Source organism: Paenibacillus sp. FSL P2-0136, assembly GCF_037975325.1.
GTDB classification, from domain to species: domain Bacteria; phylum Bacillota; class Bacilli; order Paenibacillales; family Paenibacillaceae; genus Paenibacillus_AQ; species Paenibacillus_AQ silagei.
This window is the reverse complement of sequence record NZ_CP150244.1, coordinates 2907676-2927337: the sequence shown is the minus strand read 5'-3', so window position 1 is coordinate 2927337 and position 19662 is coordinate 2907676. Positions and strand designations below refer to the sequence as shown.

Sequence of the window (19662 nt, the reverse complement as noted above, 5' to 3'; positions counted from 1 at the left end):
TCGTGCATGGATGCCGGAGCATCCTTGTTTCTTTGAGAGGAACGCTCACGCTGGTCTAAAGCACCATCTCCAGCTATACTGGAGGCTGACAGAAAGGAGCGGGAGCAGCATGAGCCATATTCACCGGATTCAGTGGTTTGACCAGCAAGTCCGCCAGCTTACTTATCCGAACAGCAGCAAGCTGGCGGAGCAGTTCGAGATTTCCAGGCGCCAGGCCCAGCGGGATATTGAATACCTGGCGGAATCGCTGCGGGCCCCGCTCCGCTATGTAGCGAAGCAGCGCGGATATATCTATGAGGACAACAGCTTCGTGCTCCCACATCTGTACATTACGGACGAGGAGCAGCGGGTGCTGAAATATCTGGCTTACCGGTATAGTCACTATGATTATGAGAACGCCCAGACCATCCGCAAGGTGGGCGGTCTGCTGGAGCGGTTCACGGCGCAGCCGCTTGCGGACAGGGAGATTAAGCTGCCTGTATTTGAAGTGAATCCCCACCGACTGCAGGTCATGGAGATGCTGGAGCAGGCTATTCAGGCCCGCAGGGTGGTCCATGTTCTCTACCTGAACGGGCAGGATCCCCCGCAGGAGCTGTATCTCTGTCCCCTACAGCTAAGCCGGCGGATTGAAGATGATTATCTCGTGGCCGCTGTGGAAGGAGACGGGCGGAGTGAGTATTACAACCTGTCGGGCATCCGTGAGCTAACACTGACCAGCAGGGTTTTTATAGCCGGGGAGAACGGCCCTGCAGCTCCAGCCGGGCAGGCCAGATCCTTGAAGCCGTTCACGGCAAGAATCCGGTTACCCGGAATACCCCGGGAGCCGTCTTGGGGAGGTTACCAGCTTCGCGCCGCTGACAAGGATATCTACGAAGTTGATTTTTATGATACCAGCGCGTTCATTGCACATCTGCTCCACTCGGAGTGGAGTGCCCTCCTGGCCCCGAAATGGCTGAAGGAGAAGCTCCGCAGCATCTGTGAGACAGTAGTGAGCCGCCTGGATGAACAGGAGAATGAACATTGAGCAAACGAACAGGTGTAATCCTTGACGTCCGGATGCAGCGTGAATCGAAATCCTTTACCGATGCGCTCTATGCCGTACTGACTGCCGCCGGGTTATTCGAGGGTCCAAAATTCATGCTCTCCGGGCTAAGCGGCATGGCCTTCAAATTCACCGTACATGAGAAGCTCCTCCCCATGTCTGTTACGGCTTACGGACAGTGGGGCACAGAGCATCGCCGGGCTGTCGACAACCTCGGGATCTTCTTGGTGGATGACGGCGGGAGAACCAGACATGATTCCTTCGGGGCGTATCAACGGATCGCTATTGACTGTGTCAAGCAGAGTCTGGACCGCGGTCTGGCCTGCCTCTACTGGATACCGGAATTCGGAGTGATTCATGGTTATGATGAGGATGACCGGGTGTTCTATGTACAGGATGGCTGGTCCGATGCGACACAATATGTGCTGTATGATAACTTCGGCCTTAACTTCACGCCCTTCTGGGACTGTATGTATGTCGGAGAGCGGGTGATGATTCCGTTGCAGGATACTGTACTTGAATCACTTCGGCTTGCGCTGGAGGATTGGGAGACTCCTCACAAAACACTTCCTGACTTAAGCCTCGGTTCAGGCCGCCTGGCCTACAGCTTCCTGATCCGGGCGCTTCAGCAGGGCGGATTCGACAGCTACGGCGCTATTTACATCCTTGAATCGTATATGACTTCACGGATCGAGATCTCCGCTTATCTGCAGGAGGTTCAGTCCGTATTGCCGGGGCTGGAGGAGGTTCAACACTTGTATGCTGAGCTGGTGGAGGGGCTGAGGGGACCGTTCACGGCTGCAATCTCTGAGAAGAACAGCGGCAAGCTGCTAATGCAAGTTCAGCTTCCCTCCCTCTGCTCTGCTTTGAAGAAGGCCTTGGAGCTGGAGGAACGGGCGATGCAGCAGGTTACAAAAATTTCTGGGCAGTACCCGGACCGGAAGCGGTCCACACTGCCCAGATGGGGGGCGCACACCGCACGATGAATGAACATCATAATAAGCACGCTTCAGCCGCTGCGGATCAGCCGCGTGTGCCGCCCGCTTCTTCTTTTGCAGATGCGATGCACCAGGTCCTGTCGGCCAAAGGCTGGTTCACACTCTCCAAGCCCATGCTGGCCGGAATGACGGCCTTATGTTTCCGTCTGTCGGTACACAGGCAGCTTCACCCGGATTCTGCTACGGCATATAACTGGGCGGCTGAACATTGCGTAGCAGCAGATCTGATTGGTATTATCGCCATGCAGGGTGCAGGCTTTAACTTCAGCCCTACCTTCCCTCTCTATCAGAAGCAGGCTATTTCAGAAATCCGCAGATCACTTGAGCAAGGCACCGGTGTGGTCTGCTGGAAGGACCGTTTCATAGTGATTACCCGCTGTGATGATGAACGGCAGCTTTTCTATTACACAGAGAATGCTTCTGCCGCAGAACTGGAGCTGCCTTACGAGCAATTCGGAAGGAATGAATCGCCATATTGGTATGGCCAAATCTATGAAGGCCAGATCCGCAAGGATATCGTTCAGGTGCTCAGAGAGTCCTTCATCCAGGCGGTGTATAAGGCAGAGGTTCATGATCTGATGCTGCCGGAATCGCAATATGCCTGCGGTTTGCAGGCCTATGATGCTATGCTGGAAGCCTTGGCGGACAACACCTATGATGCTGCCGGAGCTTATGAGACGCTGCTCTTCTATGCAGGTTTGAAGCAGGACACTGCAGCCTACGCAAAAGAAGCCAGCCAATATTGGCCCGAAGTTGAAGGCGTTGCAGAGCATTATGCAGCTCTGGCTGCTGTCTATAATCAAATAACGCACAGTCTATGCAAGCAGACTGTACAAGCTCCAGAGGGTCCATGTTCGCTGGATGCCCAATCTCTGCTTCCACTCCTCCGGGAAGCGAAGCGTATCGAGACCGCAGCGATCCAGTCCATTCGTCTGCTGCTGCGGGAGCCGATTGAGAACCGCTTCCATGATGTGGGGCTGCGCTAAGCCACGGCGGAGTGCTCAGAACATCAGCGACTCCGCATATTTCTCCCCTTCCAGCAGGTCATATTCGACCAGACGGTAGTCATCCAGCAGCGCCTGCTGCTCAGGGGTCAGCTCCTGCAGAATTCCGGTATCGCCCGGCCCGATTAGCACCTTCTTGCTAAGTCCCGGAATTTCCGCCCGTACCTGCTCCAGCAGCTTATAAAAGGCCGGCAGCGTCTGCCCGGATAACCGGAAGACCGCAGGGCCGAGAAAGGCCGGGCTAAGCGTCCCGAGCGGCTCTTTCCCGATCTCAAAGTTAGCGAGTACCAACAGCTTCGTCTCATGCTTCAGCCTTGGCTCCTGATCCCAGCCTGCTGCGGTATAGATCCCGGCGCTGAGCGCAGGCAGATGATCTCCCCAGAACACCGCGATGGTGGACCGCTTGATCTTCAGCAGCTCCTGCTGGAGATAAGCCATGGCCTCGTCTGTCAGCTTGGTATCCTGCACATAAGTCTCCAGCTCATCCTTCTGCTCTGGCAGTCCGCCTTGAACGGTGATGGTATTCGGTCCGTTCAGGCCTTTGGTGAAAGGAAAATGATTCTGCATCGTCACCAGATGCAGGAATGCCGGGCCCGATGCCTCTTGAAGCTGCCGGACCGCCTCCTGTACAGCTGCTTTATCCGAGACATACCCCTCTGGAGTCAGGCGGTCAGCGTCCGGCAGATCCTTCTCACTTGTGAAGCGGTCGAACCCCAGCACCGGATAGACACGGTTACGGTTATAGAAGGTATCATCGAACGGATGCAGCGCCAGTGCCTCATACCCTCTGTCCTTCAGAATACTGACGATCGACGGCAGGGAGGACATTTTGACGATGCGCTGTTGATAAGGAATCGTTCCATCCCCCAGAAAATACATCGACAGCCCGGTCAGGGCCTCGAACTCCACATTAGCCGTATTGCCGCCGAATTCCGGGGACAGCAAATAACCGGACGGCGTCTGGCCCGCCACCCCATGGATGAACTTCAGCGGATCTTCGCTAAGCGTATATCCGGGCAGGCGCGTAGGGTCGAAGAACGCCTCATTCATCATAAACAGAATGTTCGGCTGCTCCCCTGGCGCGGCCTGTGCCGGCGCCTCCGGCAATGCCGAATACTTGGCAGCTACCGCCTCAACCGCTTCGCGGGTGTAGCCCTCCGGCTTGTCCATCAGGCTCTGCCTCAGATTCCCGGCGAACGCATACACGAACCCGTTCTGCGTATAATTCACCTTCTGATTCCAGAAGATGTTCTGATAGCTCATTGCTGCAACAACCGGAGATTGACCGGTGACCAGCACAAGAAACCATGCGCTGAGCCCTACAGAGATCCCCGCCAGCGTCACGCGCAAGGACAGTCTGATCCGGTTCTTCGGCAGCTTAATAATCACAAGGACCAGACCGGCAACCAGCAGAACAGCGGTCCCTATAGCAAACGGAGAGATCATCCCGCTGGTAATCTTGCTCATTCCTTCGGCATTCTTCAGCAGCATCAGATCCCACGGAAACAGCGGTTCTCCTCTCGTAGCCAGCTTCTGATCACTGGCAATCCCCAGCAGCACGAACAGCGCCGAGATCACCGCCGGCCCCGCATACGCATTCGGCACGATCACTGAGCTTAAGAGCAGGATGAAGAAAATAAACAAACTTCCGGTACAATACAGCCAAGGATAAGCGCCAACCCACTTTAGCGCATGAAGCACATCCATCCGAAAAGAAGCAGCCTGCAAAAACAAATTCAGCCCAAATCCTATAGCCAGTAAAATGATCAACAAATACAACAAACGCTTCGATGGCAATATCCGAGACAAGTTCATTCACTCCTAACTATTAAAGGAGTAGTATACGCCTTTAAGCTTAAAACCGCCTTAAAATTCATTTCCCAAATGAGTACAACGCTACAAAAAAGAGCAGCATCCATACATCAGACGCTGCTCTTCTCTTTTCTTTTCTATTCTCATCCCAGCGGGATAGACTGAAAAGGATAATAACTAATTAGGCCAAGGATTGAAGGGGGATTTTGGAACTGTAGGAGCGGTAGCGTCCGCCTTTGTCCCCGGATTTCCACCGCGGTAAGCGGTATAAATCAAGAAATCTGGGGGCAACAGCGGCCGGAAGTCCAAATATCCACCGGAATGACGCCTGTGCCTAAGCCGCCTAAGCCTACTTCACGTATATCCGGCTGCTCTCCTCCCAATATTCCCCAGGCTCCAGCCCGAACAAGCCGATGTCATCAGCAGGCAGATCCACCTTTGGCGCATTCACCAGGTTGATCTGCGGCTCAGGACAGAAGAAGCCTTCGGTTGCTCCGTTGTTCCAGATCATCCATTGCTTATACGAGGTACCCACATCATACACCAGCGTAACTCCGGCCTTGCGGTCGGTCAGCTCCATCCGGTTCCGTCCATTCTGGGCGGCTGCGGTATAGTGGTTGTCCATAGACGCGTAGAATGGATACAATCCTTCGCCGCGCAGAGCTACCTCATCAGCAGTCAGCTCCTGGAATTTGCCGGTTGGCAGCATCCGCTCGTTAAGCTCCCAGCGTTCGCCGATCGTTAGCTTAACACGGTAATCCTGCGCGCTGCTGCCTGGGGCGAACGGAGCATTAATAGCGGTATGGAACGCCAGCAGGCAAGGCATCAGCACATCACCGTCATTGTGGACCAGCAGCTGCTGGGACAGGCCGCCTTCACCGAGCGTGTAGCGCAGCTTGATCGTATATTTGAACGGCAAATACTGATAGGACGGATGGTTCTCATCCACCTTGATCGCTACAGTGACGAAGCTTTCGCTTGTGCCGGTACCGAATTCCTCTACCTCCCATGCTGCTGTATGTAGGAAGCCATGCAGATGATTGCCGGTTTTGGCTTCATTGACAGGCAAATGATAGGTCTGTCCATTCCACGGGAACTCTCCATCCTCATAGCGGTTCGGCGGAAACAGTACAGGAATGCCGTGAATGCCCGGGTTCGCCTTGAATGCTTCCATCTCTTCCGCGCCAGGCTCATGCAAGAAACGGTAACCGCTCTCAGTATCCCGGAAGCAGATCAGATTCCCGCCGATGCCCGGCAGAATAGCCGCTTCATAACGGCCGGCCTTCAGCCAGACAGCGGCTTCTCCCTCATAGTGTCCTTCAAATGCTGTAATCGGTGTCATTACAATAATCCCCTTCCATATGATCAAAATGACTCTCTCATAGATAGAGTACCACATCTGCCGGAATGGCAACATGCCATTTTTACAGCTGCTCGACTTCGACACTCATGACATGCTCGATTTTTTTCACATCATAATAGATTTCCGTAGCATAATCCTTGTCTGGTGCAGAAACGACCATGTCGATCATCTGCCTGCCATCCTCAAGATCCTTGATCTTCATTCGCCGGATGGTCCGGCCGGTTTTGCGCGTTTTGCGCTGGTCGGTCATGACATGCCGCTGCTCAATCTTCTGAATCACATCCGTCAGGATATAGTTCGGTTCCATAATGATTTTGATGGAGATCTCGTGCTTGTTCAGCACTTCAGGTCCGATGGCTTTGATAAGCAGAGGCACAGCGTTAACCGCGAACATAAGCAGTATAACCGCATAACCCGCCTCTACATAAAAGCCTGCGCCAACTGCAATTCCGATACCGGATGCCGTCCAGATCAGCGCGGCCGAGGTTAAGCCGGAGATCGCATCTCCGCCTCTGCGCAGAATAACACCCGCTCCCAAAAAACCGATACCGCTGACAATCTGCGCTGCCAGACGCATCGGGTCCATATTGGGATGATCCGGTCCGCCGAATTTGTCATACGCATGAATAGATACCAGGGTTACCAGACAGCTGGCGATGCTGATGACCATACTGGTCCGGATTCCCAGCGGTTTCTGTTTCAATTGGCGGTCAATGCCGATGAACAGCCCGAACAGCATGGCCACAAGCAGCTTGATGATTGATTCCATATGCAGCAGGTCCATATTCATAATTTATTTTCCTCCTTCCTCGCCCGTCATGGCACATAGAATCAGTATACCTGAAATGCGCTGCAACTTTTACTGAAATTTTCTGCTGCCCGGTCAAAACAAGAAACGGACGCCTATCCCCGCTAACCGGGATCTTCAGGCAGTACTGCCTAAGGCTCCGGCAAGGAACATCGTCCGCTTCAGAGAAGACTTCACTTATCCCATCATATGAGCGATGAGTGACTTATAGAAGGATTAGCCGTGCAGGAGGGATTCCGCTCCGTCACAGTAGATTTCCGTACCCGTGATATGATCCGAATCCTCAGAAGCCAGGAACAGCGCCAGCTTAGCCACCTGATCCGGACGCCCCGGCCCCTTCTCCAGCGGCTGCCCGCCATCCGGGAATTCCACTTCAATCTGCACTTCCTTAAGATCATCTGAAGGATAGGTATTATCATCTATATTCGTGGTAATCGCTCCCGGACAGATAGCGTTTACACGAATCTTGTACTGGGCCAGCTCAAGAGCAGCCATTTTCATAAAAGCCACCTGCCCCGCCTTGGTCGTACTATATGCAGAGAAACCGACATTGGAGAATACCCGGTTACCGTTGATCGAGCTGTTGATCAGAATGCTGCCGCCCTTCTCTTTGAGATGGGGGATGGCATACTTGACAGTGGCGAAGGTGCCCCGCAGATTAATCTGAATCGTCTGATCCCAGGACTCGATGTCCATCGTCTCAATCGGTGTCATGGCCCCGTTAATCCCGGCATTGGCGAAGACCACATCCAGCTGTCCCCACTTCTCGATAACCTGTTTCACAGCATGCTCCACCTGCGGCGGATCAGCGATATCGCATTCAAACACTGCAGCTTCCCCGCCCTCCTGCGTGATCTGAGCGGCCACCTTCTCTGCATTCTCCACCGTACGGTCCAGAAGTGCCACCTTGGCTCCGCTTCTGGCGAACTCCAGCACAGATGCCCGGCCGATGCCCGAGCCGCCTCCTGTAACAATCGCTACCTTGCCTTCCAGTTTCTTCGCAGTCATATGTCCAGTCGCCTCCATTTGGTGTTTGATGTTCAAGTTATGTTCTTTCCCTTAACTTTACCTCTCATACCCGGAAGTGAATCGGACCAGGGACACCTGAAAATGACAAAAAGCTCGATCCGCTACCGGATCAACCGGCTGCAGATCAAGCTATAACGCTAAAGACTGATGATCCCTAATCAGCCCAGCATCATCCGGTCGTCAGCCAGCTTATGGCCGCTGATCGCTTCGAATTCGCCAAGCAGACGCTCTACCGTCAGATCCTTTTTGCGCGTCTCATCGAAATCGAGGATGATCGAGCCTTTGTCCATCATGATGAGCCGGTTGCCCAGGCGGATCGCCTGATCCATGTTATGGGTAACCATCAGCGTAGTCAGCTTCATCTCACGGACAATGGATTCCGTAAGGGTGGTGATCAGTTCGGCGCGCGAAGGGTCAAGCGCAGCTGTATGCTCATCCAGCAGCAGAATCTGCGGCTGGGTGAAGGTCGCCATCAGCAGGCTCAACGCCTGCCGCTCGCCTCCTGAGAGCAGCCCCACCTTGGCGCGCAGCCGGTCCTCGAGGCCGATGCCCAGGCGGCTGAGCTGTTCGCGGAACAGCGTACGTCTGTGCGCATTGACACCCAAGGACAGCCCGCGGGGTTTGCCCCGCTTGTAGGCCATGGCCAGGTTCTCCTCAATCGTCATATGCGGCGCTGTCCCGGCCATCGGGTCCTGGAAGACCCGGCCGATCCAGCGTGCGCGCTGGTATTCCGCCAGATGGCTGATCGAGCTGCCTTCAATGCGCGCTTCCCCCAGATCGGGCTTCATCACGCCTGAGATAATATTCATCAGTGTAGATTTGCCGGCACCGTTACTGCCGATAATCGTTACGAAATCGCCCGCGTTCAGTTCAAGATCGATCCCCAGCAGCGCGACCTTCTCATCCGGCGAGCCGGGGTTGAACAGCTTACATACATTGTCAAGCTTCAACATTGGCGGCCCCTCCTCTCTGCTTACTGCGCTGAGCCAGCTCAGCAAGCTCTGCCGTCCGTCTGCGGGCCGTGCTCTTCTGCTTCACATACCGCTGAACCGACGGGAAGACGAGGGCAATAATGACGATAATTGCGGTGATCAGCTTGAGATCGGAAGGCTTGAGCCAAGACACCCGGAGTGCCAGAGCGACAACGATCCGGTACACGATGGAGCCGAGCAGCACAGCCAGTGTCGCCCGGAAGACGTTCTTCGCACCGAAGATCGCTTCCCCGATAATCACCGACGCAAGCCCGATGACAATCATACCGATCCCCATCGACGCATCGGCGAAGGAAGAATACTGGGCGATCAATGCGCCCGAGAGCGCCACCAGCCCGTTCGACAGGCTGATCCCCAGAATCGTTGTTGTATCCGTGTTCACTCCGAAGCTGCGGATCATCCGCGAGTTGTCGCCGGTGGCCCGCAGGGCCAGTCCCAGATCGGTGCGCAGGAACAGATCCATCAGGATTTTGACCAGTACAACGATAAAAGGCATGACCAGCAGCGGATTCATGGAGCTGAACAATGTGTCATCTCCCATCAAGGAGACATTCGGCTTCACCAGAATCCGCAGATTGATCGAATACAAGGCAATCATCATCAGAATCCCGGACAACAGCCCGTTGATTTTCCCTTTGGTATGGAGCAGACCGGTACACATCCCTGCCGCCATTCCCCCGAGCATTGCGCACAAGGTCGCCAGCAGCGGAGAATAACCGCTGCTGATCATCACTGCAGCAATCGCGCCGCCGGTTGTAAAGCTTCCATCCACCGTCAGATCGGGAAAATCCAGAATACGGAAGGTAATATACACCCCAAGTGCCATGAATGCGTAGAGCAGGCCCATTTCCAGAGCCCCGATTAATGAATTATACATTGCTGACTTCCTCCCTCAAGCGGCAAAGGGCGCCCAGCTCGGACGCACCCTGTTTATGAACTCTGTAGGTTATTGAATAATATTATTGCCCGGATCAGCCACTTCAGCCTTCATAGCATCCGTTACTTCAATTCCCTGTGCTGCCGCCGCCTTGAGATTAAGGACCAAGTCCAGCTTCTCCTGCATCGTCACCTTCATATCACCGGGACTTTTTCCGTTCTTAAGCACTTCTACCGCCATTTGGCCGACCTGATAGCCATGATCATAGTACTTGAAGCCTACTGTAGCAAAAGCACCCTTCTCCACCGTATCACGGTCTGCCGAGAAGAACGGAAGCTTGTTGTCGTTGGCCGTCTGGATAATCGCGTCTACGCCGCTGACCACGGAGTTATCGAGTGTAATGTACAGCGCATCCACGCGCCCTACAAGCGATTCCGCAGCCTGCTTCACTTCCGAAGTATTGGTAATCGCCGCCTTCACCAGCTCGATCCCGTGCTTGTCCAGCTCACCCTTTGCGATATCAGCCATAACTACAGCATTGGGCTCCCCTTCATTAATAACCAGACCAAGCTTCTTCACCTTGGGGAACTGCGTCGCAATGAAGTTCATCAGGCGGGTAATCGACTCCGGATTGGTATCCGATGCGCCTGACACATTACCTCCGGGATGCTCCAGATCACTGACAATCTTGGCATCGAGAGGGTCGGTTACCGCAGCGAACAGTATCGGAGTGTCCTTCACATTCTGTACGACAGCCTGAGCCGAAGGTGTAGCGATCCCCAGCACCAGATCGTTCTTGTCGCCGGCAATCTTCTGGGCAATGGACAGGTTGTTGGCCTGATCCGCCTGAGCGTTCTGAAGATCCACCTTCAGATTCTCCCCTTCAACAATCCCCGCATCCTTCAGTGCGGCCAGGAATCCCTCACGGGTAGCGTCCAATGACGGGTGCTCCACATATTGCGAGATGGCAATCTTGTAGGACTTGGCATCGCCGGAGCCTGCATTTGAGGCTGGAGCTTCTGTTGCTGCGGCCGGGGCATTCCCGGTGCCCGCGTCATTCTTCACTGCTGCATTATTGTTCCCGCAACCGGCAGCTACGAGCATCAAGGCCATACTTAGCCCCATCCAAATCTTCTTAGTCTTCATCAGATTACCCCTCTTCTTGTACGGGTTCAGCGCGAGAACCTGGGCTAGCGGTCCAGCATTATCGCTTTCATCTTTAAAAGCATTAAAGCGAAGACCCGCAGCCTGTCCCCATCCGCTCCCCGAATCTATTAAACATATATTATATGTAGGTTGATTTCCCGTCAATCATTTAAGTGAGGTCCATATTTTACAAAATACGCACAATGAGTGTCTCCTCGCTTCAACAATCTGCGGTTTCTCTTGACATTGTTTGCTAAGGCCTGCAGCACATAAAAATAGCGGTCCTGCACAAACTTACCTTAAAGTTTGAAGATGGAGCGTGCCCCATGCCAATAATCAATCTGCGTACCAGTAAAATTTTATTATCCTCCGCCATCCTAGTTACCGCCATTGCCGGAACAACCGCCTGCAGCTACACCAGCAAGGACAGCACTCCCAAGGTTAACTCGCTGACGCCAACCGGAACGTTCGCAGGCAGCTATTATGAGAAGAATTCTTTTACCGACAAAGAAGGAAAGTATTGGATTCCGCTCAAACCGGCTGTCGCCTCTATCGGCTTCCGGATGAAGGATGACACGGCAAGCGGCGGATACACCAAGCTCGGCTATAGTGATGTCATGTATATGCTGCGGCCGGATTCCAGCCAGGTGTTCTCATTGGGCCAGAAAATCACCCTTCCCGATGTCCCCGTCCGCCGCGAAGGTCAAATCTATATCACCCCCACCGCCTTGTCCAAGCTGCTGCAGACTGAGGTCGGCTGGAATCCCGTTACTGGCGAGATCAATATCGCGACTCCTTCCGACAGGGAGAATACAGAGGACTCCGCCAAGGTGGAGGCTGCGAAGCCGCTGCGGATTCAGAGTGTATCGAATGTGGACACGGGCGAGCTGATTTCTTATGCCAAAAAATTTCTCGGTGTACCTTATGATTTCGGTGCCGGACCGTATGAAGAGACCAAGCGCTTCGACTGCTCGTCCTTTACACGCCATGTCTTTCAGAAATTCGGGGTGGATCTGCCCCGGCTGGCCAAAGATCAGGACAATATCGGCAGACGGGTATCGCGCAGCTCGCTGGAGCCCGGCGACCTGGTCTTCTTCACCGTACCCGGACGTTTCGAGAGCGACGCGGTTCCCGGTCATGTCGGTATCTACATCGGCGGCGGGAATTTCATTCACACCTGGGGCGACCCCGGCGTGCAGATCAGTGAGCTGGACAGCGGATACTGGAGCAACGTAATTCTGCACATGCAGCGCGTGCTCTAGAACAGGACACAATAAATGCAAGGCAGCTTGCCCGGGCTCGCTCACTTAGCGACCGGTCCGCTTCCTTGCATTTTTTTTGCTGCAAATAAATGCTATTCCAAAGGTTACTCCCGGCTCTTCATGGAGGCATTCTCCGTTCGCTTCGACAATCACCCGCTATCCCTCTGCATCCCTGCCCGCACGAACCCTTTGAACCGGCTGCCCTGGTATGACAGTTCACCCCGGTCCCCCTCTACAATCATGGCATATGCCCTCGGCTTCACTTCAAGCTCTCTGCGGCTGCCATTATGGAATTCAAAGGTCACATAATAACTCGTATGCGTCCCCATATGCCCTCTTCCGCCCCAAACCTCTGTCCGTTTGGCAACAGCCGTAACTACCCTTGATTGCAGAGGGCTGGTCTGGTTCGTCATCCAGGTCTTGAGCCCTCTCCAAATCGTGTAAGTAACAAAGCCCGCGATCAGCAGCAGAATGAGCTTTAACAAGAATGGCCCCTCCGTGAAAAATCCGCTCTGGCTGCTGGCAACTGCCGGGTACAAACCGTTAAATACGCCTGCATTATGCAAATTAACCGCTCCTTCCGAACATTTTTTCACAAAAAGTTCAATTTACTAGAGAATACGCAGCGTAGCAGCTCCGGTTTCGTTATTCCGCAGTCGCAGGCCTTGAAATAATAGCGTATTATATTTGGTCCTGCTAAGATCCTATGATATGCTTTAACTGCGATGTACAAAAAAAAGGGGGGGTTCTCATGAGGAGAGATTGGACGCGTCTGACGCTGCTGGATCTGCTGAAGGCTGTGTTCCTTCCGGTGCTGCTGCTGATTTTTCTGATCATGGCCCTCCAGATGCTGCATGAACAAGAGCCTGAGATGCATTCTGTAAGGCCGGACCGCTATGAGCATAAGCTGGCCCAGCCAGTGCGCGTACATCATACGCAGATTTATGACACCCAGGCCGTCCGGCTTGCTCCCCGTGAGAACCCGCTAACGCTGGAGTCCGGACCTCCCGGGCTGCTGCTCTGTGTATCTCTGCTCCCCTTCATTTACATTCTGCTGAAGCGGCTGTTGCTGATTCCGCTGAAATATAATTCACATTTCGTAGGAGTACGGCTGTACGCTGAATGAAGCTGCAAGCGCCGTAATCCGCAACACAAATTCCGGTTTCCTGCTGAAAGGAGGAAATCTTATGAAGGTCAGATATAGAAACGCTGCACCCTTACGTTATTCCAAGACCTTGCGTCTGCTGTCCACTGTAGGCGGAGGATTACTTGCAGCCGTGGGTCTGGAGCTATTCCTGATGCCGCATAAGCTGCTTCCGGGCGGCATTGCCGGATTATCCGCCCTGCTGTCCCATGTGACAGAAATGCGGCTTGGATTATTCCTGTTCCTGTTTAACCTTCCGTTTATTCTGATGTCGCGCAGGCAGATTAATCTCCGCTTTGCCTTGTATACGATGCTCGGCCTGATCTGTCTGACGGCAGGGTCTCTGGCCTTGCACCATTTCCCGGCGGCAATCAGCGAGCCGCTGCCCGCGGCTATTGCCGGGGGACTATGTCTCGGGTTCGGCCTGGGCATCTCTGTACGCTTCGGTGGGCTGACCGCAGGAAGCGAGAAGCAGAGCGTACGGCTGCTGAATGGAGGGCCGCCCAAATCGGCTGAGATGCCGATCATGCTGTTCAACATGCTCATCCTGCTCTACGGCGGATCATTATTCGGCTGGGATCAGGCGATGTACAGTATCATTGCGTATCTGCTTGCCTTTGAAGCTCTGCGGTTCTCCTTAAGGGACCTCTCGCTCACGCAGGCGGTGTTCATTACCAGCAGCAAATGCGAGGAGATCCGCCGCAAGCTCCAGCAGACACTGGACCGCGAAGTGAAGCTCGTAAGGTCCACTGGACCGGAGGGTGAGCCAGGTACGGTATTCTGCCTGGCAAGCAGGCTGGAGGAAGAACAGCTCGCCTCTATCGTGCATGACTGTGATCAGAACAGTAAGATTGTGATCAATGCCGCGCGGAACAACCGCATCTCAGCGCTTTTCCGCAATAAGCCGCCGGGCTAAGCCGGATAGCCTTCAAGGATGGCGAAGAACAAGTAAGAAGCGTTCCCGTATGTTACTTACGGGAACGCTTTTTAGATTACAAAACTATCGGAGCTTCCTGAATCCCGCTATTTGTCAGCGGAACATCCCCCATAAGCGGATTAAGTGAAACGTATTGTTCGGATCAATCTTTTGGGCAATGACGAATTTCACAATTTGCTCTTCCTGTGCGTTCGTCAGCTTCTCATGCATCACCGACGAGGCATTACGCACCAGCTTGCGCACGACTGCTGTATCCTGCAGCTCCTGTTTGGAGATGCCGGTAATCATATTCTTGACGCGTTCCTTGACCGCCGGATTCTTCATTTTCAGCTTGATGCGATCCACCAGCTGCGGACTGATTCCATATTGCTGATAACCCAAGTACAGCACCTCCTGTCATATCCAATCATTCACAGTATATGAGGGCAGGTGCCCGGATGTGCCTGTTCAGTCAATTAAATCCCCCTGGAAAATTTGTTCCTGCTGCAAATACCCGCGCAGCGGCGCAACATCCGCAGAGGTCCAGAATGAAGCCTCCCGCAGCAGCTCAGCGGCATCATCGCGCGCCAGCTCCAGCGTCTCGAAGTCAGCGGTCATATCCGCCAGCCGGAATTCCGGCAGGCCGCTCTGCTTCGTCCCGAAGAAATCCCCCGGTCCCCGCAGCTCCAAATCCCGCCGTGATACCTCGAATCCGTCATCCGTATCTGTCATCGCGGTCATCCGTTCACGCCCGATCTCCGACTTCGGATCAGCCATCAGCACACAGTAGGAAGCATGCTCCCCTCTGCCGACCCGGCCGCGCAGCTGATGCAGCTGAGACAGCCCGAAGCGGTCAGCATCCATGATGATCATCAGCGTAGCATTCGGGACATCGACACCGACCTCTACGACCGTTGTAGACACCAGAAGCTGCAGTTCGTTACTGTAGAAGTTCCGCATTACTTCATCCTTCTCAAACGGCGTCATTCTCCCGTGAAGCAAGCCCACCTTATAATCCGGAAAAGCCTGCGACATCTGCACATGCAGATCAATCGCATTCTGCACATCCAGCTTCTCCGACTCCTCAATCAGCGGACAGATCAGGTAAGCTTGCCGCCCCTGCCCGATCTCGCGGCTGATCAGGTTCATCACCCGCTCCATCAGATCCGGCTTCACCCAGTAGGTGGTAATCGGCACACGCCCCTTCGGCCGTTCGGACAGCGTAGACACATCCATATCGCCAAAGACGGTGATCGCCAGCGTCCGCGGAATCGGAGTAGCGGTCATCGTCAGCACATCCGGGTTGTACCCCTTGCGCCGCAGAACACTGCGCTGGTTCACCCCGAAGCGGTGCTGCTCATCCGTAACCACAAGCCCCAGGCTGCGGAAGAAGACATCCTCCTGAATCAGCGCATGGGTTCCGACAACCACATCCAGCATACCCATCTGTAGAGAGGCCAGCAGGTCTTTCCGTTTGCGGCCGGATACGCTCCCGGTCAGCAAGCCCACGGTGATGCCAAACGGTTCAAACATTCTCGTGAGCGAGCGCATATGCTGCTCTGCCAGGATTTCAGTCGGGACCATCAGTGCACCCTGAAATCCGGATCTTACAGTCGCGTAGAGCGCTATGGCCGCGAGTACAGTTTTGCCGGAGCCCACATCGCCTTGAAGCAGCCGGTTCATGCAATACCCTGAACGCATATCCTGCAGAATCTCCAGCTCCACATGCTTCTGGGCATCGGTCAGCTCAAACGGCAGGCTGCGCACGAATTGCCTTACTGTTGCATTGTCCACCGTATGAACTACACCATCCATCCGGCCACGGTTCAGCACGCGGAAGGCTTGTACCTTGAGCTGGAACAGAAACAGCTCCTCATACACCATCCGGCGCCTTCCCTGCTGGCCCTCGCGCGTATCCTCCGGCTGATGGATCGTGGCAATGGCCCGCTTGCGTGACATGAAGTCATATTTGCGCATAATGCTGTGCGGCAGAATCTCCGGGATCAGGTCCCCGTACTGCTGTAGAGCCTGGCCGATAATTCTGCGAATCCAGGACTGTGTAATTTTGCCCCCGACGGAGTATACCGGTTGCAGTGTTCCTGTCTTGCCTTCGCCCCTGTCCGGGAATTCATAGTTGGTCACCGTAATCTGATTGCGCTTCTGGTCCCACTTCCCCGTCAGCACCACTTCACGGCCGACCGTCAGTTGTTCACGCGCATAATGCTGGTTGAACCACGTAGCAGTGAACATCCACGGCTCCGCCACCATCTTGCAGCTCATGCGGGACTTGCCTCCGAAGCGCTGGAGTACCGGAATACCGATGACCTTGGCTACCACGGTTGCCTTATCGCCGTGCTTGACCTCACTAAGAGATTTCGGACGGAAATCCTCATACCGGAAAGGGTAATACTCCAGCAAGTCCTTCACTGTAAAGACGCCAAAGGCGTGAAGCTCACTTTGCTTTTGAGCGCTCACGCCAGTTATTTGTTTCACTTGAATTGAATCCAAAGTAAGCACCATGTTCATCCCCTATACTTAGGCGGGCCAGATGAATACGGCTAAGGTTCCGTTCCCGACATGGCTGCCCACGACAGGGCCGACATTAGTCAGAACCTTCTCTTTCAAGGTGAAATGTCCGGCTAATTCCCGCAGGAACTCTTCGCCGGAAGCCGGTTCAGCTGTATGACCCACGGCCACATGTATTGTATTCACACCCGGCAGATCTGCCTTGAACAGCTCGATCATGCGGGCGACTGCCTTCTTGCGTCCCCTGACCTTCTCTACCGCATAGATAATGCCTTCCGCATCAATGGACAGGATCGGCTTGATATTGAGCAGCGTACCCAGGATTGCCGATGCCTTGCCGATTCTGCCGCCCTTTTGCAGATATTCCAGGGTATCCACGAGAAAATACAGCTTGCGGGATTGGCGCAGACTCTCCACCTTCGCCAGAATCTCCGCAGGAGCATGCCCCTGCTCCGCCAGCCGGGCGGCTTCCACGACCATGAACCCGAAGCCGTAGGAGGCGGAGAGGCTATCTACCACGGTGATAGCTTCTCCCTCCTCTTCCAGCATGGATTTGGCCATGACAGCAGACTGGTAGGTGCCGCTTAAGCCGGAGGAGATGTGGAAGGACAGGATTGAGCTGCCCGGATGCTGCTCCTGTATACGGCGGTACACATTCATATATTCTACAGGAGAAGGCTGCGAAGTGGTCGGCAATTGCGGCGAGCGGGGAAGACGCTCGTAGAACTGTTCCGGAGTCATATCCACATTATCCCGGAATGCCTCTTCGCCGAACATCAGCGTCAGCGGAACGACTTCAATGCCGTACTGCTCCGCCAGAGCAGGCGGGATATCGGAGGTGCTGTCGGTAACGATTACGGTACGATTCATAATGTTCCTCCCCATGCTATGATTTGGCTGCGCCACTCATCTAAGAGATTCTACGGCTCAACTGAGAAAAGATAATAGTACAGCGGCTGGCCGCCTTCATGAATCTCTACCTCAACCTGCGGGTACGTCTCTTCCAGCCAGCTGCCGAGGGCATCCGTAATAGCCGCCTCAGTGTCTGCACCGGTCAGCACAGTAACGATCTCGTCACCATTCACCAGCATGCTTGACAGCAGCTGCTTGCTGACCGTAAGCAAATCATCGGCAGCTGCAACAATCTTGGAGCTCTCGATGCCGATATACTGACCGGATTTGATCTCCAGATTCTCCATCACGGTATCCCGTACAGCATTGGTAATCTGTCCGGATTTGACCTGGGCAATCGCCTCCAGCATATTGCTGGTGTTGGTATCAACCGCATCCTCTTCCTGGAAGGCAAAGGCAGCCGAGATCCCCTGGGGGATACTCTTGCTTGGAATCACTGTAATCTCACGTTCGCCCTCCAGCAGCTCCTTGGCCTGCTGCGCAGCCAGGACGATATTGGAGTTATTCGGCAGAATGTAGATATGCTTGGCCGAAATGGAAGAGATCGCATTCACGAAATCCTCTGTGCTGGGATTCATCGTCTGGCCGCCGGCCAGGATCGCATCCACACCCAGACTGCGGAAGATATCCGAGATTCCGTCTCCTGAGGAGACCGCAATGAAGCCGTACGGCGCCAGATCATCTGCAGGAGGAACCGCCGGCGCCGGCACGCTGGCCTTCTCTTCCGGGATATCGGCGAAGACATCCGGCATCGGTGCGATGTCCATGCCGGCAGTCAACAGATCGCGGTGCTGCTCACGCATGTTAAGGATGTGAATCTGGGTAATCTCCCCGTGGACGAGCGCCAGGTTAAGCACCTCTCCGGGAGTCTTGGAATGCACATGCACCTTGATTGTCTCATCATCCGAGATGACGATGATTGAATCCCCGTTAACTGATAACGCTTTCCGAAAAGCTTCCTCATCAAAATCCGTTTTCACGGATGCGCCAAGCTGACGGTTAATGAAAAATTCCATATCATATAAAAATTCAATGTCTTCCGTATGGAGCTGTGATTGCGCGGAAGATTGTACGGAGGACAACGCATGCTCAGGTTTGGATAGCACAGGCGCCGGCACAGCTACAGGGGCCGCAGCTTGTCCTTGCACAGGAGTCTGTGCAGGTGCTGAGACTGCTCCGCTGGTCAGATGCTGGTGGAAGCCTTCATAGATATAGACCAGACCCTGGCCACCCGAATCCACCACGCCCACTTGCTTCAGCACAGGCAGCAGCTCAGGTGTATGCGCCAAGGCTTCCTTGGCTTTGGCCAGGACTTCGGTCATCAGCTCGATAATATCCGTTGTGCGGCGTGCATAATACACTGCATGTCTTGCAGCTTCCTTGGCAACCGTAAGAATGGTGCCTTCAACCGGCTTCACCACTGCCTTATAGGCGGTATCTACCCCGGTCTGCAGTGCTGCAGCGAACTGCTGTGTGTTAAGCTCATCATATTGGGCCGCATAACGTCCAAGACCTCTGAACAGCTGTGACAAAATAACGCCGGAGTTCCCCCGCGCGCCCATCAATAGTCCCTTCGACAGCACTCCTGCACATTGACCGACAGAGGCTGTGTTGTTTCTCTTCAATTCGTTCGCGCCTGCGGTCATAGTCAGATTCATGTTCGTGCCCGTATCGCCATCCGGCACCGGAAACACATTCAATGAATTGACATGCTCGGCATGCTGCTGCAGCATTTCCGCACCGGCTAGTACCATTGCGGTAAAATCTGTCCCGTTTATAGAACGCTTACTCAATGAGAATTCCCCTTCCTAACTTCATGCCTAATCAATTC

General features: G+C 54.2%; 18 protein-coding genes. 6 read left to right on the top strand and 12 right to left on the bottom strand.

The annotated features are described in order from the left end of the window. Window positions 1-109 precede the first annotated feature (109 nt). The 3 genes from NYE26_RS12110 to NYE26_RS12100 are packed head-to-tail and all read left to right on the top strand — an operon-like array spanning window position 110 to window position 3026. Window positions 110-1024: a WYL domain-containing protein gene (locus NYE26_RS12110; RefSeq protein WP_339256078.1), complete on the top strand. Its 915-nt coding sequence runs from the start codon at window positions 110-112 to the stop codon at window positions 1022-1024. Next, a complete protein-coding gene (locus tag NYE26_RS12105) occupies window positions 1021-2028 on the top strand; it encodes a hypothetical protein (protein ID WP_339256076.1) in 1008 nt (335 codons plus the stop codon). The genes NYE26_RS12110 and NYE26_RS12105 overlap by 4 nt, the downstream gene beginning before the upstream one ends. Further along, the gene (locus tag NYE26_RS12100; protein WP_339256074.1) at window positions 2025-3026 is read left to right on the top strand and encodes a hypothetical protein; all 1002 of its coding nucleotides are present in this window, start codon (window positions 2025-2027) and stop codon (window positions 3024-3026) included. The genes NYE26_RS12105 and NYE26_RS12100 overlap by 4 nt, the downstream gene beginning before the upstream one ends. Before the next feature lie 15 nt (window positions 3027-3041). On the opposite strand, the gene NYE26_RS12095 is transcribed toward NYE26_RS12100, so the two are convergent. From NYE26_RS12095 to NYE26_RS12065, 7 genes are all read right to left on the bottom strand, one after another. Continuing rightward, on the bottom strand, window positions 3042-4751 hold the full coding sequence (locus NYE26_RS12095; protein ID WP_339256073.1) for an LTA synthase family protein: 1710 nt from the start codon (window positions 4749-4751) through the stop codon (window positions 3042-3044). Window positions 4752-5205: 454 nt separating this feature from the next. Further along, complete coding sequence (locus tag NYE26_RS12090) at window positions 5206-6198, bottom strand: aldose 1-epimerase (RefSeq protein WP_339257444.1); 993 nt, start codon at window positions 6196-6198, stop codon at window positions 5206-5208. Between the two features lie 82 nt (window positions 6199-6280). Beyond that, the gene (locus NYE26_RS12085; RefSeq protein ID WP_036730147.1) at window positions 6281-7003 is read right to left on the bottom strand and encodes an MgtC/SapB family protein; all 723 of its coding nucleotides are present in this window, start codon (window positions 7001-7003) and stop codon (window positions 6281-6283) included. Between the two features lie 240 nt (window positions 7004-7243). Continuing rightward, complete coding sequence (locus NYE26_RS12080) at window positions 7244-8035, bottom strand: SDR family NAD(P)-dependent oxidoreductase (RefSeq protein ID WP_076074436.1); 792 nt, start codon at window positions 8033-8035, stop codon at window positions 7244-7246. Window positions 8036-8214: 179 nt separating this feature from the next. After that, a complete protein-coding gene (locus tag NYE26_RS12075) occupies window positions 8215-9009 on the bottom strand; it encodes an ABC transporter ATP-binding protein (RefSeq protein WP_076074433.1) in 795 nt (264 codons plus the stop codon). Next, a complete protein-coding gene (locus tag NYE26_RS12070; RefSeq protein WP_036729369.1) occupies window positions 8996-9925 on the bottom strand; it encodes an ABC transporter permease in 930 nt (309 codons plus the stop codon). The genes NYE26_RS12075 and NYE26_RS12070 overlap by 14 nt, the downstream gene beginning before the upstream one ends. Window positions 9926-9994: 69 nt before the next feature. Further along, a complete protein-coding gene (locus tag NYE26_RS12065; protein WP_339256065.1) occupies window positions 9995-11071 on the bottom strand; it encodes an ABC transporter substrate-binding protein in 1077 nt (358 codons plus the stop codon). Between the two features lie 326 nt (window positions 11072-11397). Between NYE26_RS12065 and NYE26_RS12060 the strand changes: the two genes are divergently transcribed. Then, a complete protein-coding gene (locus tag NYE26_RS12060; protein ID WP_339256063.1) occupies window positions 11398-12333 on the top strand; it encodes an NlpC/P60 family protein in 936 nt (311 codons plus the stop codon). Between the two features lie 149 nt (window positions 12334-12482). Here the strand turns inward: NYE26_RS12060 and NYE26_RS12055 are convergent, their stop codons facing one another. Next, window positions 12483-12818, bottom strand: a complete 336-nt coding sequence (locus NYE26_RS12055; protein ID WP_339256061.1) for a DUF2500 domain-containing protein — start codon at window positions 12816-12818, stop codon at window positions 12483-12485. 266 nt (window positions 12819-13084) lie between these two features. Here NYE26_RS12055 and NYE26_RS12050 point away from each other — a divergent pair, with 266 nt between their 5' ends. Together NYE26_RS12050 and NYE26_RS12045 are read left to right on the top strand one after the other, a co-directional pair. Then, window positions 13085-13459, top strand: a complete 375-nt coding sequence (locus tag NYE26_RS12050) for a hypothetical protein (RefSeq protein ID WP_036729375.1) — start codon at window positions 13085-13087, stop codon at window positions 13457-13459. A 61-nt stretch (window positions 13460-13520) separates the two neighbouring features. After that, entirely contained in the window at window positions 13521-14393 is an 873-nt protein-coding gene (locus NYE26_RS12045; protein WP_339256058.1) for a YitT family protein, read from the top strand. 114 nt (window positions 14394-14507) lie between these two features. On the opposite strand, the gene NYE26_RS12040 is transcribed toward NYE26_RS12045, so the two are convergent. The 4 genes from NYE26_RS12040 to NYE26_RS12025 all read right to left on the bottom strand — a co-directional run bounded on the left by NYE26_RS12040 (window position 14508) and on the right by NYE26_RS12025 (window position 19624). After that, window positions 14508-14795 carry a stage VI sporulation protein F gene (locus tag NYE26_RS12040; protein WP_036729378.1) on the bottom strand — a complete coding sequence of 96 codons (288 nt, stop codon included), beginning with the start codon at window positions 14793-14795 and terminating at the stop codon, window positions 14508-14510. A 66-nt stretch (window positions 14796-14861) separates the two neighbouring features. Next, window positions 14862-16913: an ATP-dependent DNA helicase RecG gene (gene recG / locus NYE26_RS12035; RefSeq protein WP_339256055.1), complete on the bottom strand. Its 2052-nt coding sequence runs from the start codon at window positions 16911-16913 to the stop codon at window positions 14862-14864. A 15-nt stretch (window positions 16914-16928) separates the two neighbouring features. Further along, window positions 16929-17789 carry a DegV family protein gene (locus tag NYE26_RS12030; RefSeq protein WP_036729383.1) on the bottom strand — a complete coding sequence of 287 codons (861 nt, stop codon included), beginning with the start codon at window positions 17787-17789 and terminating at the stop codon, window positions 16929-16931. Between the two features lie 50 nt (window positions 17790-17839). After that, window positions 17840-19624 (bottom strand): DAK2 domain-containing protein, encoded by a 1785-nt coding sequence (locus NYE26_RS12025; RefSeq protein WP_339256050.1) that lies wholly within the window; start codon window positions 19622-19624, stop codon window positions 17840-17842. Window positions 19625-19662: the final 38 nt, after the last annotated feature.